General features: G+C 52.2%; 13 protein-coding genes. 8 read left to right on the forward strand and 5 right to left on the reverse strand.

All coding sequences use genetic code 11. From position 1 onward, the window contains the following. The first annotated feature begins 1 nt into the window (after position 1). The gene (locus FEK46_RS13035) at positions 2-346 is read left to right on the forward strand and encodes a gamma-glutamylcyclotransferase (protein WP_130206055.1); all 345 of its coding nucleotides are present in this window, start codon (positions 2-4) and stop codon (positions 344-346) included. Between the two features lie 568 nt (positions 347-914). Here FEK46_RS13035 and ppa read toward each other — a convergent pair. After that, a complete protein-coding gene (gene ppa, locus FEK46_RS13040; RefSeq protein WP_000055075.1) occupies positions 915-1,445 on the reverse strand; it encodes an inorganic diphosphatase in 531 nt (176 codons plus the stop codon). Between the two features lie 308 nt (positions 1,446-1,753). On the opposite strand from ppa, the gene ytfQ reads away from it, so the two are divergent. From ytfQ to yjfF, 4 genes are all read left to right on the forward strand, one after another. Then, a complete protein-coding gene (gene ytfQ / locus FEK46_RS13045) occupies positions 1,754-2,710 on the forward strand; it encodes a galactofuranose ABC transporter substrate-binding protein YtfQ (RefSeq protein ID WP_064525873.1) in 957 nt (318 codons plus the stop codon). Positions 2,711-2,856: 146 nt separating this feature from the next. Continuing rightward, on the forward strand, positions 2,857-4,359 hold the full coding sequence (gene ytfR / locus FEK46_RS13050; protein ID WP_130206059.1) for a galactofuranose ABC transporter, ATP-binding protein YtfR: 1,503 nt from the start codon (positions 2,857-2,859) through the stop codon (positions 4,357-4,359). Positions 4,360-4,372: 13 nt separating this feature from the next. Continuing rightward, a complete protein-coding gene (ytfT, locus tag FEK46_RS13055; RefSeq protein WP_135493313.1) occupies positions 4,373-5,395 on the forward strand; it encodes a galactofuranose ABC transporter, ATP-binding protein YtfT in 1,023 nt (340 codons plus the stop codon). Continuing rightward, positions 5,382-6,377, forward strand: coding sequence for a galactofuranose ABC transporter, permease protein YjfF (yjfF, locus tag FEK46_RS13060; RefSeq protein WP_135560188.1), 996 nt, complete (start codon positions 5,382-5,384; stop codon positions 6,375-6,377). The genes ytfT and yjfF overlap by 14 nt, the downstream gene beginning before the upstream one ends. Before the next feature lie 32 nt (positions 6,378-6,409). Here yjfF and fbp read toward each other — a convergent pair whose 3' ends face one another. Continuing rightward, positions 6,410-7,408 carry a class 1 fructose-bisphosphatase gene (fbp, locus tag FEK46_RS13065; protein WP_000853753.1) on the reverse strand — a complete coding sequence of 333 codons (999 nt, stop codon included), beginning with the start codon at positions 7,406-7,408 and terminating at the stop codon, positions 6,410-6,412. 175 nt (positions 7,409-7,583) lie between these two features. Between fbp and mpl the strand changes: the two genes are divergently transcribed. Beyond that, entirely contained in the window at positions 7,584-8,957 is a 1,374-nt protein-coding gene (gene mpl, locus FEK46_RS13070; RefSeq protein WP_130206063.1) for a UDP-N-acetylmuramate:L-alanyl-gamma-D-glutamyl-meso-diaminopimelate ligase, read from the forward strand. A 179-nt stretch (positions 8,958-9,136) separates the two neighbouring features. Here mpl and yjgA read toward each other — a convergent pair whose 3' ends face one another. Further along, positions 9,137-9,688 (reverse strand): ribosome biogenesis factor YjgA, encoded by a 552-nt coding sequence (gene yjgA / locus FEK46_RS13075; protein ID WP_130259537.1) that lies wholly within the window; start codon positions 9,686-9,688, stop codon positions 9,137-9,139. Positions 9,689-9,782: 94 nt separating this feature from the next. Here yjgA and pmbA point away from each other — a divergent pair, with 94 nt between their 5' ends. Both pmbA and cybC read left to right on the forward strand, forming a co-directional pair. Next, positions 9,783-11,135, forward strand: a complete 1,353-nt coding sequence (gene pmbA, locus FEK46_RS13080) for a metalloprotease PmbA (RefSeq protein WP_001162191.1) — start codon at positions 9,783-9,785, stop codon at positions 11,133-11,135. 183 nt (positions 11,136-11,318) lie between these two features. After that, a complete protein-coding gene (gene cybC / locus FEK46_RS13085; RefSeq protein ID WP_130206066.1) occupies positions 11,319-11,705 on the forward strand; it encodes a cytochrome b562 in 387 nt (128 codons plus the stop codon). 44 nt (positions 11,706-11,749) lie between these two features. On the opposite strand, the gene nrdG is transcribed toward cybC, so the two are convergent. Both nrdG and nrdD read right to left on the reverse strand, forming a co-directional pair. Beyond that, the gene (gene nrdG / locus FEK46_RS13090) at positions 11,750-12,214 is read right to left on the reverse strand and encodes an anaerobic ribonucleoside-triphosphate reductase-activating protein (protein WP_064530204.1); all 465 of its coding nucleotides are present in this window, start codon (positions 12,212-12,214) and stop codon (positions 11,750-11,752) included. Between the two features lie 323 nt (positions 12,215-12,537). Beyond that, on the reverse strand, positions 12,538-14,676 hold the full coding sequence (gene nrdD, locus FEK46_RS13095) for an anaerobic ribonucleoside-triphosphate reductase (protein WP_130206068.1): 2,139 nt from the start codon (positions 14,674-14,676) through the stop codon (positions 12,538-12,540). Between the last annotated feature and the right edge of the window lie 304 nt (positions 14,677-14,980).

The raw sequence follows: 14,980 nt of genomic DNA on the forward strand, positions 1-14,980 counted from the left end.
TATGCGAATATTTGTCTACGGCAGTTTACGTCACAAACAAGGCAACAGCCACTGGATGACAAATGCCCAGTTGCTGGGCGATTTCAGTATCGATAACTACCAGTTGTATAGCCTGGGCCACTATCCAGGCGCAGTTCCGGGAAACGGAACGGTACATGGTGAAGTTTATCGTATTGACAACGCCACGCTGGCCGAACTTGATGCCTTGCGCACCAGGGGCGGTGAATACGCGCGCCAGTTGATTCAGACGCCGTACGGGAGTGCATGGATGTACGTTTATCAACGACCCGTCGATGGATTAACGCTGATTGAAAGCGGCGACTGGTTAGACAGGGATCAGTCATAATATAAACACGCCACCTTCGGGTGGCGTTGTTTTTTGCGATGTATCTCGCGATTTTTTTGTAACTTTCACATCTTTTGCTTTTCTCTCCGAGCCGCTTTCCATATCTGCAATCGCATAAAAAACTCTGCTGGCGTTCACAAATGTGCAGGGGTAAAACGGGGGCACGCTTTGAACGGTGAGTATGAGTGAGGTCGGCTAACTTCCAGCAAGTGGCTATGAACAGCAAAATGGTGGTCGAGTTTAGCTTGTTCTTACCGTTCAAGCCTTTCAACTGCTGAAAATAATAATAGTGGAGTAGATAGTTTATAAATTGCGGGCATAAAAAAACCCTTACTAACCGAAGCCCGGCGTTCAGGGTTATTGCGCTATACTCGTCATACTTCAAGTTGCATGTGCTGCGACTGCGTTCATTCACCCCAGTCACTTACTTCTGTAAGCTCCAGAGGATTCACTCACTTGTCGCGTTACTCGGCCTTAGGCCTCGCCCTTTCAGGGCCAACGCAAGCGTTGTTCAAAACGCCGCTGGCGTTTTGTCCTGCAAGTTGAATTATTTAGAGTATCTAAGAACTTATTTATTCTTTGCGCGCTCGAAGGAAGCAACGATTTCAGCTTTAGCGGCTTCAGCGTTTTCCCAACCTTCAACTTTCACCCACTTGCCTTTTTCGAGGTCTTTGTAGTGCTCGAAGAAGTGAGCGATCTGAGCTTTCAGCAGCTCCGGCAGATCGTTAACGTCTTTGATGTGATCGTATTCTTTGCTCAGTTTGCTGTGCGGAACAGCAACCAGTTTCGCATCTTCACCAGCTTCGTCGGTCATTTTCAGAACGCCAACCGGACGGCAACGGATCACAGAACCCGGCTGCAGCGGGTACGGAGTCGGGACCAGAACGTCAACCGGGTCACCGTCCAGAGACAGAGTGTGGTTGATATAGCCGTAGTTGCACGGGTAGAACATCGCGGTGGACATGAAGCGGTCAACGAACAGTGCGCCGCTCTCTTTGTCGATTTCGTATTTGATCGGATCAGCGTTAGCCGGGATTTCGATAACAACGTAGATGTCTTCCGGCAGATCTTTACCCGCAGGGACGTTGAGTAAGCTCATGTCTGTTTCCTTTAGAATATGTGGCAAACAAGTGCCGAGTATTATAGCCAACTCGCGCCGAATGTCTTCGCTTGTTTTCGCTCTCATTTTCCTTTTTCGCCAGTTTTAAGACGGTTCGCAGAGCTGGAAAATCCATAACCGTAGCCGCATTTTTCATAGTGATATGAAAGCGATTACAAACTTGTGATTAACGATGTATTTACTTTTTTGAAGTGTGATGTAACGCAATCTGTTACAGAACCAATTGTCTATAGTTTTTTCGCGAACATCTTTTCACCAATAATAATCACCCCGACGAGGACAACCCTATGTGGAAACGCTTACTTGTAGTCTCTGCAGTCTCGGCAGCCATGTCGTCTATGGCGTTGGCCGCTCCGTTAACCGTAGGATTTTCGCAGGTTGGATCCGAATCCGGCTGGCGCGCAGCAGAAACTAATGTGGCGAAAAGTGAGGCCGAAAAACGCGGTATCACACTGAAAATTGCCGATGGTCAGCAAAAGCAGGAAAACCAGATTAAAGCAGTGCGTTCCTTTGTCGCGCAGGGGGTAGATGCCATCTTTATCGCCCCGGTGGTTGCAACGGGTTGGGAACCTGTTTTGAAAGAAGCAAAGGAAGCCGAAATTCCGGTCTTTTTGCTTGACCGTTCCATCGACGTGAAAGACAAATCTCTCTATATGACCACCGTCACCGCCGACAACATCCTCGAAGGCAAGTTGATTGGTGACTGGCTGGTTAAAGAGGTCAATGGCAAACCGTGTAACGTGGTTGAGTTACAGGGCACCGTTGGGGCCAGCGTCGCCATTGACCGTAAGAAAGGCTTTGCCGAAGCCATTAAGAATGCGCCAAATATCAAAATCATCCGCTCGCAGTCCGGTGACTTCACCCGTAGTAAAGGCAAAGAAGTCATGGAGAGCTTTATCAAAGCAGAAAACAACGGCAAAAACATCTGCATGGTTTACGCCCATAACGACGACATGGTGATTGGCGCAATTCAGGCAATTAAAGAAGCGGGCCTGAAACCGGGCAAAGATATCCTGACAGGCTCTATCGACGGCGTGCCGGACATCTACAAAGCGATGATTGATGGCGAAGCGAACGCCAGCGTTGAACTGACGCCAAACATGGCGGGACCCGCCTTTGACGCGCTGGAGAAATATAAAAAAGACGGCACCATGCCTGAAAAGCTGACGCTGACCAAGTCCACCCTTTACCTGCCTGATACCGCAAAAGAAGAGTTAGAGAAGAAGAAAAACATGGGGTATTGAGACGTATCAGGCATTAATGCCTGATACCGACTCGTAGGCCGGATAAGGCGTTTACGCCGCATCCGGCAGTTGTGCGCTGGTGCCTGATGCGACGCTGGCGCGTCTTATCAGGCCTGGCGGGAGCACGCTTTACTTCGGGGGAAACCATGACGACCGACCAACACCAGGAAATCCTCCGCACCGAAGGATTAAGCAAATTTTTCCCTGGCGTCAAAGCGTTAGATAACGTTGATTTCAGCCTGCGCCGTGGTGAAATCATGGCGCTGCTCGGTGAAAACGGAGCCGGTAAATCAACGTTAATCAAAGCACTTACCGGCGTTTACCATGCCGATCGCGGCACCATCTGGCTGGAAGGTCAGGTTATTTCACCGAAAAACACCGCCCACGCACAGCAGCTCGGCATCGGCACTGTCTATCAGGAAGTTAACTTGCTACCCAATATGTCGGTCGCTGATAATCTATTCATAGGCCGCGAACCTAAGCGTTTCGGCCTGCTACGACGTAAAGAGATGGAAAAGCGCGCCACCGAACTGATGGCATCTTACGGTTTCTCCCTCGACGTGCGGGAACCGCTCAACCGCTTTTCAGTTGCGATGCAGCAAATCGTCGCCATCTGTCGGGCCATCGATCTCTCCGCCAAAGTGCTGATCCTCGATGAACCCACCGCCAGCCTCGACACTCAGGAAGTGGAGTTATTATTTGGCCTGATGCGCCAGTTGCGCGATCGCGGCGTCAGCCTGATCTTTGTCACTCACTTTCTCGATCAGGTCTATCAGGTCAGTGATCGGATCACTGTCTTACGCAACGGCAGCTTTGTTGGTTGTCGGGAAACCCGCGAGCTACCGCAGATCGAACTGGTGAAAATGATGCTGGGGCGTGAGCTGGATACTCATGCGCTACAGCGTGCCGGAAGAACATTGCTTAGTGACAATCCTGTTGCAGCGTTTAAAGATTACGGCAAGAAAGGAACGATCGCGCCGTTTGATCTGGAAGTACGCCCCGGCGAGATCGTCGGTCTGGCAGGCTTGCTGGGATCAGGACGTACCGAAACCGCTGAAGTGATCTTCGGCATCAAACCAGCCGATAGCGGCACGGCGCTGATCAAAGGCAAACAGCAAACCCTGCGATCGCCACATCAGGCTTCGGTACTGGGCATCGGCTTTTGCCCGGAAGACAGGAAAACCGATGGCATCATCGCCGCCGCCTCGGTGCGGGAAAATATCATCCTCGCTCTCCAGGCCCAGCGCGGCTGGCTACGGCCGATTTCCCGTAAAGAACAGCAAGAGATTGCCGAACGCTTTATCCGTCAGCTGGGCATTCGTACTCCTTCCAGCGAACAACCGATTGAATTTCTCTCCGGTGGCAATCAGCAAAAAGTGTTGCTCTCACGCTGGCTGCTGACTCGTCCGCAATTTCTGATCCTCGATGAGCCAACGCGTGGCATTGACGTTGGCGCCCATGCCGAGATCATTCGCCTGATAGAAACGCTGTGCGCTGACGGTCTGGCGCTGCTGGTGATCTCCTCCGAACTGGAAGAACTGGTGGGCTATGCCGATCGGGTGATTATCATGCGCGATCGCAAACAGGTGGCGGAGATCCCGCTGGCAGAGCTTTCCGTTCCGGCGATCATGAACGCCATTGCGGCGTAAGGAGAACAGTGTGATGCCTCAATCTCTCCCTGACACCGCGTCGTCGAAAAAGCGCTTTCGCTGGCCGACGGGGATGCCGCAGTTGGTGGCGCTATTGTTGGTGCTGGTGGTCGATAGCCTGGTGGCCCCGCATTTCTGGCAGGTGGTGCTTCAGGATGGGCGTTTGTTCGGTAGCCCTATCGACATTCTTAATCGCGCCGCTCCGGTTGCGCTACTGGCGATTGGTATGACGCTGGTGATTGCTACGGGTGGGATTGATCTCTCTGTGGGGGCGGTGATGGCTATCGCCGGAGCCACAACGGCTGCGATGACGGTCGCGGGGGTCAGCCTGCCAGTTGTTTTGTTAAGCGCCCTGGGTACCGGCATTCTGGCTGGATTGTGGAACGGCATACTGGTGGCGATCCTCAAAATTCAGCCGTTTGTTGCCACTTTGATCCTGATGGTCGCCGGACGTGGTGTTGCGCAATTGATTACCTCCGGGCAGATCGTCACGTTCAACTCGCCGGATCTCTCATGGTTCGGCAGCGGATCGCTATTGTTCCTGCCAACGCCGGTCATTATCGCTGTGCTGACGCTTCTCTTCTTCTGGCTGTTGACCCGCAAAACGGCGCTGGGGATGTTTATTGAAGCCGTTGGCATCAACATTCGGGCGGCAAAAAATGCCGGAGTCAACACACGAATCATCGTCATGCTCACTTATGTGTTGAGCGGGCTGTGTGCGGCGATCGCGGGCATTATCGTGGCGGCGGATATTCGCGGTGCCGATGCCAACAACGCCGGATTATGGCTGGAGTTGGACGCCATTCTCGCGGTGGTGATTGGCGGTGGATCGCTGATGGGTGGGCGCTTTAACCTGCTGCTCTCGGTGGTGGGGGCGCTGATTATTCAGGGGATGAACACCGGAATTTTACTCTCGGGCTTTCCGCCAGAGATGAACCAGGTGGTGAAAGCGGTGGTGGTGCTTTGCGTGCTGATTGTCCAGTCGCAACGCTTTATCAGTCTGATTAAAGGAGTGCGTAGCCGTGATAAAACGTAACCTGCCGCTTATGATCACCATCGGCGTCTTTGTGCTGGGCTATCTCTACTGTCTGACCCAGTTTCCCGGTTTTGCTTCCACGCGCGTGATCTGCAATATCCTGACCGATAATGCCTTTCTTGGGATCATTGCCGTTGGCATGACCTTTGTGATCCTCTCCGGTGGGATCGATCTCTCTGTCGGTTCGGTGATCGCCTTTACCGGCGTGTTTCTGGCAAAAGTGATTGGCGATTTCGGCCTCTCGCCGCTGCTGGCGTTTCCGCTGGTGCTGGCGATGGGTTGCGCCTTCGGCGCATTTATGGGGCTTCTGATCGACGCCCTGAAGATCCCTGCGTTCATCATTACCCTGGCAGGAATGTTCTTTTTGCGCGGCGTCAGCTATCTCGTTTCGGAAGAGTCGATCCCGATAAATCATCCCATTTATGACACGCTTTCAAGTCTTGCGTGGAAAATCCCCGGTGGTGGTCGCTTAAGCGCGATGGGGCTGCTGATGCTGGCGGTGGTGGTTATCGGCATATTCCTCGCGCATCGTACCCGTTTTGGTAATCAGGTATACGCCATTGGCGGCAACGCGACGTCGGCAAACCTGATGGGGATTTCCACTCGCAGCACCACTATTCGCATTTATATGCTCTCTACCGGACTGGCGACACTGGCAGGAATTGTCTTCTCGATTTATACCCAGGCCGGATATGCGCTGGCGGGCGTAGGTGTGGAACTGGACGCTATCGCGTCGGTGGTGATTGGCGGTACGTTGTTAAGTGGTGGGGTGGGAACGGTGCTGGGAACACTATTTGGTGTGGCGATTCAGGGACTGATCCAGACTTACATAAACTTTGACGGCACGCTGAGCTCATGGTGGACGAAAATCGCCATCGGCATTTTGTTATTCATTTTTATTGCCTTACAGCGTGGGTTAACGGTGTTGTGGGAGAATCGTCAGAGTTCGCCAGTGACAAGAGTCAACATTGCGCAGCGATAAAAACGCCTCTCCGTGTGGAGAGGCGCAGGAGATTACGCGTCCGGGAACTCACGGATAAAGCGTTCGACATCTTCAACCATATGGTCGTTGCCGACGAAGAACGAACGACGCTGGTGCAGGGTTTCCGGGATGATATCCAGAATACGCTCTTTGCCATCGCTCGCTTTACCGCCCGCTTGTTCCGCCAGGAATGCCATCGGGTTGCACTCATACAGCAAACGCAGTTTGCCGTCCGGATGGCTGGCGGTGCTTGGGTAGAGATAAATACCGCCTTTCAGCAGATTACGGTGGAAATCCGCGACCAGCGAGCCGATATAACGTGAGGTATACGGGCGGTTGGTAGATTTATCTTCTTCCTGGCAGAATTTAATGTACTTCTTCACCCCGTTCGGAAACTTAATGTAGTTCCCTTCGTTGATAGAGTAGGTTTTTCCTTTCTCCGGGAAGCGCATCCGTTCCTGGCACAGGCAGAAAACGCCGAGCGAAGGATCGTAAGTAAAGGCGTGAACACCGCATCCGGTGGTGTAAACCAGCATGGTAGAGGAGCCGTATACCACGTAACCTGCAGCAACCTGTTTGTTACCAGGCTGGAGGAAATCTTCTTCCGTTACCGGCGTGCCGACCGGTGTAACGCGGCGGTAAATGGAGAAAATGGTACCGACAGAGACGTTAACATCGATGTTGGACGAGCCATCCAGCGGATCCATCAGCACAACGTATTTTGCGTGTTCACAACCTTCAAAGACGACAATCTCATCTTCTTCTTCGGATGCAATGCCCGCAACAATATCGCGTGCTTTCAGTGCGGCTTTCAGTTTTTCATTAGCGAACAAGTCGAGTTTTTGTTGAACCTCGCCCTGCACGTTCTCAGCACCGCTGGCACCCAGGATATCAACCAGTCCAGCTTTGTTGATATCGCGATGAATAATCTTGGCGCCCAGTTTTATTGCCGATAGCAAAGCAGTGAGCTCACCGGTAGCATGAGAAAACTCGTGCTGCTTTTCGACAATAAATTCACCTAACGTTTTCATAAAACTTTCCCTGCAATGTTTATGGAGTAAAGCGACCGCAATAATCTTAACAAATAATCTCAATGTTGCGCTCAGGTGAATCGCGCCAGCAAATTACGGATTATCCTGAAATGCGTTTCTCTGTTGCCCGACATATGCGTAAAATGAACGGTAGATTAAAAAAGGATAGTGACGTATGCGCATTCATATATTAGGAATTTGTGGCACGTTTATGGGCGGTCTGGCGATTCTGGCGCGCCAGTTGGGCCATGAAGTAACGGGTTCGGACGCCAATGTGTATCCGCCGATGAGCACCTTACTTGAGAAGCAAGGCATTGAACTGATTCAGGGTTATGATGCCAGCCAGCTCGATCCTCAGCCGGATCTGGTGATTATTGGCAACGCCATGACCCGTGGAAATCCGTGTGTGGAAGCGGTACTGGAAAAAAACATTCCATATATGTCAGGTCCGCAGTGGTTGCACGATTTTGTGCTGCGTGACCGCTGGGTGCTGGCCGTTGCCGGTACACACGGTAAAACCACCACCGCGGGAATGGCGACCTGGATTCTGGAACAGTGCGGCTATAAACCAGGTTTTGTGATCGGTGGAGTACCGGGGAACTTTGACGTTTCTGCACGCCTGGGCGAAAGCGACTTCTTTGTTATCGAAGCAGACGAGTATGACTGCGCCTTCTTCGACAAACGCTCTAAGTTTGTTCATTACTGCCCGCGAACGCTGATCCTCAACAACCTTGAGTTCGACCACGCCGATATCTTCGACGACCTGAAAGCGATTCAGAAACAATTCCACCATCTGGTGCGTATTGTTCCTGGTCAGGGGCGTATTATCTGGCCGGAAAACGACATCAACCTGAAACAAACCCTGGCGATGGGCTGCTGGAGTGAACAGGAGCTGGTGGGCGAGCAAGGTCACTGGCAGGCGAAAAAGCTGACCACTGACGCTTCCGAATGGGAAGTCTTGCTGGATGGCGAAAAAGTGGGCGAAGTGAAATGGTCGCTGGTGGGCGAACATAATATGCACAATGGTTTGATGGCGATTGCTGCGGCCCGTCATGTTGGCATCGCACCGGCTGATGCTGCTAACGCGCTGGGATTGTTTATCAATGCCCGTCGCCGCTTGGAACTGCGTGGCGAAGCTAATGGCGTGACGGTGTATGACGATTTTGCCCATCACCCAACGGCAATTCTGGCAACGCTGGCGGCGCTGCGCGGCAAAGTTGGCGGTACGGCGCGTATTATTGCCGTGCTTGAGCCGCGTTCCAACACCATGAAGATGGGCGTCTGCAAAGATGATTTGGCACCGTCATTAGGTCGTGCCGATGAAGTCTTCCTGCTGCAACCGTCACATATTCCGTGGCAGGTAGCTGAAGTGGCAGAAGCATGTATTCAGCCTGCGCACTGGAGTGGAGATGTTGATGCGCTGGCAGAAATGGTGGTGAAAACCGCTCAGCCTGGCGACCATATTCTGGTGATGAGCAACGGCGGTTTTGGTGGGATCCATCAGAAACTGCTGGATGGTCTGGCGAAGAAAGCGGAAGCTGCGCAGTAATCCTGAGACGTTTTATCAGGCCTACAGGGGCAACGTGCTTTTGTAGGCCGGATAAGGCGTTGACGCCGCACCCGGCATTTGAGCATAGCGCCTGATGCGACGCTTGACGCGTCTTATCAGGCCTACAGATCTGACGGTGCACTGCATCCGGCAAACCATACTCACATCAACAACGAAAATTACCCTTCGTTCTCTGCCAGCTCGCGCAGATACTGGAAAATCTGGCGTGCGGATTTCGGCGGCTTATTCCCTTCTTTCTCTTTCTTCGCGTTGCGGATCAGAGCACGCAGTTGCTGACGATCGGCATCTGGCCACAGATTCAATACTTCAGCGATAGCATCATCCCCTTGATCGATCAGACGATCGCGCAGGTTTTCCAGTTTATGGAACAACACCACCTGCTGGTTGTGGCGGTTTTTCAGCTTATCCAGCGCCTGACGGATAGGCTCTACATCGCGTTGGCGCAGCATCTTACCAATGAGCTGCAACTGGCGGCGGCGACCTTCCATCTTAATACGCTGGGCTAACTCAATAGCCGCACGCAGATCCGCATCTAACGGGATCTTATCCAGCGCGTTTTTCCCCAGATCAACAATTTCTGCGCCCAGGCGTTTTAGCTCCTCGGCGTCACGTTTAATTTCACTTTTACTGACCCAGATAATTTCATCGTCTTCGTCTTCGATGTCATCACCGGGAACGTCGTCGAGCCAGTCTTCGGGCTGCTTAGTCATGTCAGGCTCCTTAAAAAAAAGAGGCTAATGTTACCAGTTAAGATGCGCACTGAAAAACGGTTCTCTGTTAGACTTCAGAGAAACTCTCTACATTATGGCACTTGCAATGAAAGTAATCTCTCAAGTTGAAGCGCAGCGCAAGATTCTGGAAGAAGCAGTTTCGACTGCGCTGGAGTTGGCCTCAGGCAAATCGGACGGTGCGGAAGTTGCCGTCAGCAAGACCACCGGCATTAGCGTTAGTACGCGCTATGGTGAAGTGGAGAATGTCGAATTCAATAGTGATGGCGCGCTGGGGATAACCGTTTATCACCAGAACCGCAAAGGTAGCGCATCATCCACCGATTTAAGCCCGCAGGCCATTGCACGCACCGTACAGGCGGCGCTGGATATTGCGCGTTACACTTCGCCAGATCCGTATGCAGGCGTGGCAGATAAAGAACTGCTGGCTTTCGACGCGCCGGATCTTGACTTGTTCCACCCCGCAGAAGTCTCTCCAGACGAAGCCATTGAACTGGCGGCCCGTGCTGAACAGGCGGCATTACAGGCGGATAAACGCATTACCAACACCGAAGGCGGCAGTTTTAACAGCCATTACGGCGTCAAAGTTTTCGGTAATAGCCACGGTATGTTGCAAGGCTACTGCTCAACGCGTCATTCGCTCTCCAGTTGCGTGATTGCCGAAGAAAATGGCGATATGGAGCGTGATTATGCCTACACCATTGGCCGCGCGATGAGCGATCTACAAACGCCAGAGTGGGTCGGGGCCGACTGCGCTCGCCGTACCTTATCGCGTCTGTCACCGCGTAAACTCTCCACCATGAAAGCGCCGGTCATTTTTGCCAATGAAGTGGCAACCGGGCTGTTCGGTCATCTGGTGGGGGCGATTGCTGGTGGTGCGGTCTACCGTAAATCCACCTTCCTACTGGATTCGCTGGGTAAACAAATTCTGCCGGACTGGCTGACCATTGAAGAGCATCCGCATCTGCTGAAAGGGCTGGCATCTACGCCATTCGACAGCGAAGGTGTTCGTACCGAACGTCGCGACATTATTAAAGATGGCATCTTGACTCAGTGGCTGCTGACCAGCTACTCGGCGCGCAAATTGGGGCTGAAAAGCACCGGACACGCGGGCGGTATTCACAACTGGCGCATTGCCGGACAAGGTCTAAGCTTCGAGCAGATGCTCAAAGAGATGGGCACTGGGCTGGTGGTGACGGAATTGATGGGCCAGGGCGTGAGTGCAATTACCGGTGATTATTCCCGTGGTGCGGCGGGCTTCTGGGTAGAAAACGGCGAAATTCAGTATCCGGTTAGCGAAATCACCATCGCAGGTAATTTAAAAGATATGTGGCGCAATATTGTCACCGTCGGTAACGATATTGAAACACGCAGTAATATACAGTGTGGTTCTGTGCTGTTGCCGGAGATGAAAATCGCCGGACAGTAAAAAAACTGGCGCGACCTGCCGCGCTATAAACTAAAAAATTACACAAAATCATTCGCACTGCATCGAGACGGAAAGTGAATGAGGGCCGGGGAGCGTACTCGTAGTACGTGACTCGGGCGAATGAGCTTAGCCGTCGATGAGGCAGTGTGAAGGATGAAGTGTAAATAAAAAAGGAAGTGAGCAATGCGTAAAAGCCTGTTAGCTATTCTTGCAGTCTCCTCGTTGGTATTCAGTTCGGTGTCGTTTGCCGCTGAGCTGGAAGACAATATGGAAACCCTCAACGACAATTTAAAAGTGGTCGAAAAAGCGGATAACGCGGCGCAAGTCAAAGACGCGTTAACCAAAATGCGTGCCGCGGCGCTGGATGCGCAAAAAGCAACGCCGCCGAAGCTGGAAGGAAAATCGCCAGACAGCCCGGAAATGAAAGACTTCCGCCACGGTTTCGACATTCTGGTTGGCCAGATTGACGACGCGCTGAAGCTGGCTAATGAAGGTAAAGTAAAAGAAGCGCAGGCCGCCGCAGAGCAACTGAAAACGACCCGCAATTCATATCACAAGAAGTATCGTTAATTCCTTATTTCCCTGTTGCCTGCACTCAGGTAACAGGGAGCTTATCAACGTAAATGGTGTACCACCTGGTTGCTGCTGCCGCGCCAGATCAGGGAAGGGTCTTTTAAATCCTGCATAAACTTGCCATCAACCAGCACGTTAATCAAATCAACAACCTGCATTTGTGCAGCGTTGAGTTCGTCGAGTTTATAGCCTGTCCACACCCAGATGTCTTTACCCGGACATTCGGCACGGATGCGTTGTACCAGTTTCAGAATATCCGGCACGTTTTGCGGATGCAGTGGGTCGCCGCCGGAGAGGGAAATGCCCTGGCGTTTGATGCGAGTGTCGTTCAGATCGTTGATGATCTGGTCTTCCATTTCTTTGGTAAATGGCTGACCGGAATTTACCCGCCAGGTGCTTTTGTTATAGCAACCGGGGCATTCATGAACACACCCGGAGACAAACAGGGTGCAACGAGTGCCGGGGCCGTTGACGATGTCGACAGGATAGTATTGATGGAAGTTCATATTTCGCCTGGCTTATCAGTCTGCGTGTAGGCCGGATAAGGTTTACGCCGCATCCGGCAATTAACGCCTGATGCGACGCCGTCGCGTCTTATCAGGCCTACAGCCGTTGCTACAGTCTGGAATTTGTAGGCCGGATAAGGCGTTTACGCCACATCCGGCAATCAATGCCTGATGCGACGCTGTCGCGTCTTATCAGGCCTACAGCCGTTGCTACAGTCTGGAATTTGTAGGTCGGATAAGGCGGTTTACGCCACATCCTGCAATCAACGCCGGATGCGACGCTTTCACATCACATCCGGCATTTGCTTAACGCAGCGTGGAGATCAACCGATCTGCCCATTTCCTAAATGTTTAACGCGGCGTTTAACTTCTTCCTGCTTGCCGGCGTTAAACGGACGCGCATCCGGACTACCTAAATATCCGCACACGCGGCGAGTTACCGACACACGGGAGGTGTCATGGTTACCACATTTCGGACAAGTGAAGCCTTTGCTGGTGCACTCAAACTCGCCGGTAAAGCCACATTCGTAGCATTCATCGATCGGTGTGTTGGTGCCGTAATACGGCACATGCTGATAGCTGTAATCCCAGACATCTTCCAGCGCCTTCAGGTTGTGCTGAATGTTTGGATACTCGCCGTAGCAAATGAAGCCACCGTTCGCCAGCGGCGGGTAAGGCGCTTCAAAGTCGATCTTGTCGTACGGGTTCACCTTCTTCTCCACATCAAGGTGGAAACTGTTGGTGTAGTAACCTTTATCGGTCACGCCCGGCACCACGCCAAACTCGGCGGTATCGAGACGGCAGAAGCGGTCGCACAGGTTCTCACTCGGCGTACTGTAGAGACTGAAACCGTAGCCGGTTTCTTCTTTCCACTGATCCACCGCCTGACGCAGACGTTCAACAATCGCGATGCCTTTCGCGCGCAGCTGCTCGTTGTCGTAAACATGCTCGCCGCCGAACAGCGCGTTAATGGTTTCGTGGATGCCGATGTAACCCAGCGAAATAGATGCACGACCGTTTTTGAAGATTTCAGACACGTCGTCGTCTGCATTCAGACGCACGCCACAAGCACCTTCCATATAGAGGATCGGGGCTACGCGCGCTTTCACGCCTTCCAGACGAGCGATACGGGTCATCAGCGCCTTACGTGCCAGCACCAGACGTTCATCCAGCAGCTTCCAGAAGGTGGCTTCATCGCCTTTTGCTTCCAGAGCAATACGCGGCAGGTTCAGGCTGATCACGCCGAGGTTGTTACGACCATCGTGGATCTGCTCACCGTTTTCGTCTTCCCACACGCCGAGGAAGCTGCGGCAGCCCATCGGGGTTTTAAACGAACCGGTGACTTTCACTACCTGATCGTAGTTCAGGATATCCGGATACATGCGCTTGCTCGCGCACTCCAGCGCCAGCTGTTTGATGTCGTAGTTCGGATCGCCCACTTTATGGTTCAGGCCATCGCGAATTGCGAACACCAGTTTCGGGAACACGGCGGTTTTACGGTTTTTACCCAGGCCCGCGATACGGTTACGCAGGATAGATTCCTGAATCAGGCGCGATTCCCAGCTGGTACCCAGACCAAAGCCAAAGGTCACAAACGGCGTCTGACCGTTGGCGGTGTGCAGGGTATTTACTTCATATTCCAGCGACTGGAATGCGTCGTAGCACTCTTTGATGGTACGAGAGTTAGCGTAACCTTCGACGTCAGGAATGCTCCACTCTTCCGCAGTTTTACGGTGCTTGTTGTAGCTGGCGGTGACAAACGGCGCCAGAACTTCGTCGATACGGTTAATGGTGGTGCCACCATAAATATGGCTGGCGACCTGAGCAATAATTTGCGCAGTTACTGCGGTAGCTGTAGAGATCGACTTCGGCGGTTCAATCTCGGCATTCCCCATCTTAAAGCCTTGCGTCAGCATGCCTTTCAGGTCGATCAACATGCAGTTGAACATTGGGAAGAACGGCGAGTAATCGAGATCGTGGTAGTGGATATCACCACGTTCATGTGCCTGCACCACGTCACGCGGCAGCAGGTGCTGACGTGCATAGTGTTTAGCAACAATCCCGGCCAGCAGGTCACGCTGGGTCGGAATGACTTTACTGTCTTTATTCGCGTTTTCATTGAGCAGCGAGGAATTAGTCTGCTCGACCAGACCACGGATCTCCTGGTTCAGACGACCGCGTTTTTCACGTTCAATGTCGCGATCGTGACGGTACTCAATATATGCACGGGCCAGTTGTTTGTACGGGCCAGACATCAGTTGGTTTTCAACAGCGGTCTGGATTTCGTTGATATCTACCTGGTTACGCCCCTGCATTTGCTCGCTGACGATAGCGGCAACAGTGGCACAATAATCTGCATCATCGACTTCCGCTGCTTTAGCTGCACGCAGAATAGCTTCTTTGATGCGCTCTGATTTAAACGGCACTTTGCAGCCGTCTCGTTTCATCACATGCGGTGTCATGATCGCTCCATATTTTTAAGAACAGGTTATCCACAGAAAGTTGGGAAGTGCGCCCCGGTTTATTCAGCTCTTGTTACGGGGATTTACTGCAATCCCAATTCGCTTTATCCACAATTGTGTCGGCTTCGTTGATGTGTATCTTGTTGCAAGTTTAGACGATGGATACAACATATTGGGTTTAGATGCATTTTAAAGTCTATATATAGTGCTTTGCATTAAGGATGTTTGCGTTTTTTTTGATTTAGCTCAAAGTAAAAAGCAGAGAGTACGGATGGCGGGCGCTAGAGCGATGTGTAAATTTTTT

The organism is Escherichia sp. E4736, assembly GCF_005781225.1.
GTDB lineage: Bacteria > Pseudomonadota > Gammaproteobacteria > Enterobacterales > Enterobacteriaceae > Escherichia.

What these genes read in the sequence shown, in the direction of transcription:
- FEK46_RS13035 (WP_130206055.1), top strand. Translation starts at nt 2, where the DNA reads ATGCGAATATTTGTCTACGGCAGTTTACGTCACAAACAAGGCAACAGC.
- ppa (WP_000055075.1), bottom strand. Translation starts at nt 1,445, where the DNA reads ATGAGCTTACTCAACGTCCCTGCGGGTAAAGATCTGCCGGAAGACATC.
- ytfQ (WP_064525873.1), top strand. Translation starts at nt 1,754, where the DNA reads ATGTGGAAACGCTTACTTGTAGTCTCTGCAGTCTCGGCAGCCATGTCG.
- ytfR (WP_130206059.1), top strand. Translation starts at nt 2,857, where the DNA reads ATGACGACCGACCAACACCAGGAAATCCTCCGCACCGAAGGATTAAGC.
- ytfT (WP_135493313.1), top strand. Translation starts at nt 4,373, where the DNA reads ATGCCTCAATCTCTCCCTGACACCGCGTCGTCGAAAAAGCGCTTTCGC.
- fbp (WP_000853753.1), bottom strand. Translation starts at nt 7,408, where the DNA reads ATGAAAACGTTAGGTGAATTTATTGTCGAAAAGCAGCACGAGTTTTCT.
- mpl (WP_130206063.1), top strand. Translation starts at nt 7,584, where the DNA reads ATGCGCATTCATATATTAGGAATTTGTGGCACGTTTATGGGCGGTCTG.
- yjgA (WP_130259537.1), bottom strand. Translation starts at nt 9,688, where the DNA reads ATGACTAAGCAGCCCGAAGACTGGCTCGACGACGTTCCCGGTGATGAC.
- pmbA (WP_001162191.1), top strand. Translation starts at nt 9,783, where the DNA reads ATGGCACTTGCAATGAAAGTAATCTCTCAAGTTGAAGCGCAGCGCAAG.
- cybC (WP_130206066.1), top strand. Translation starts at nt 11,319, where the DNA reads ATGCGTAAAAGCCTGTTAGCTATTCTTGCAGTCTCCTCGTTGGTATTC.
- nrdG (WP_064530204.1), bottom strand. Translation starts at nt 12,214, where the DNA reads ATGAACTTCCATCAATACTATCCTGTCGACATCGTCAACGGCCCCGGC.
- nrdD (WP_130206068.1), bottom strand. Translation starts at nt 14,676, where the DNA reads ATGACACCGCATGTGATGAAACGAGACGGCTGCAAAGTGCCGTTTAAA.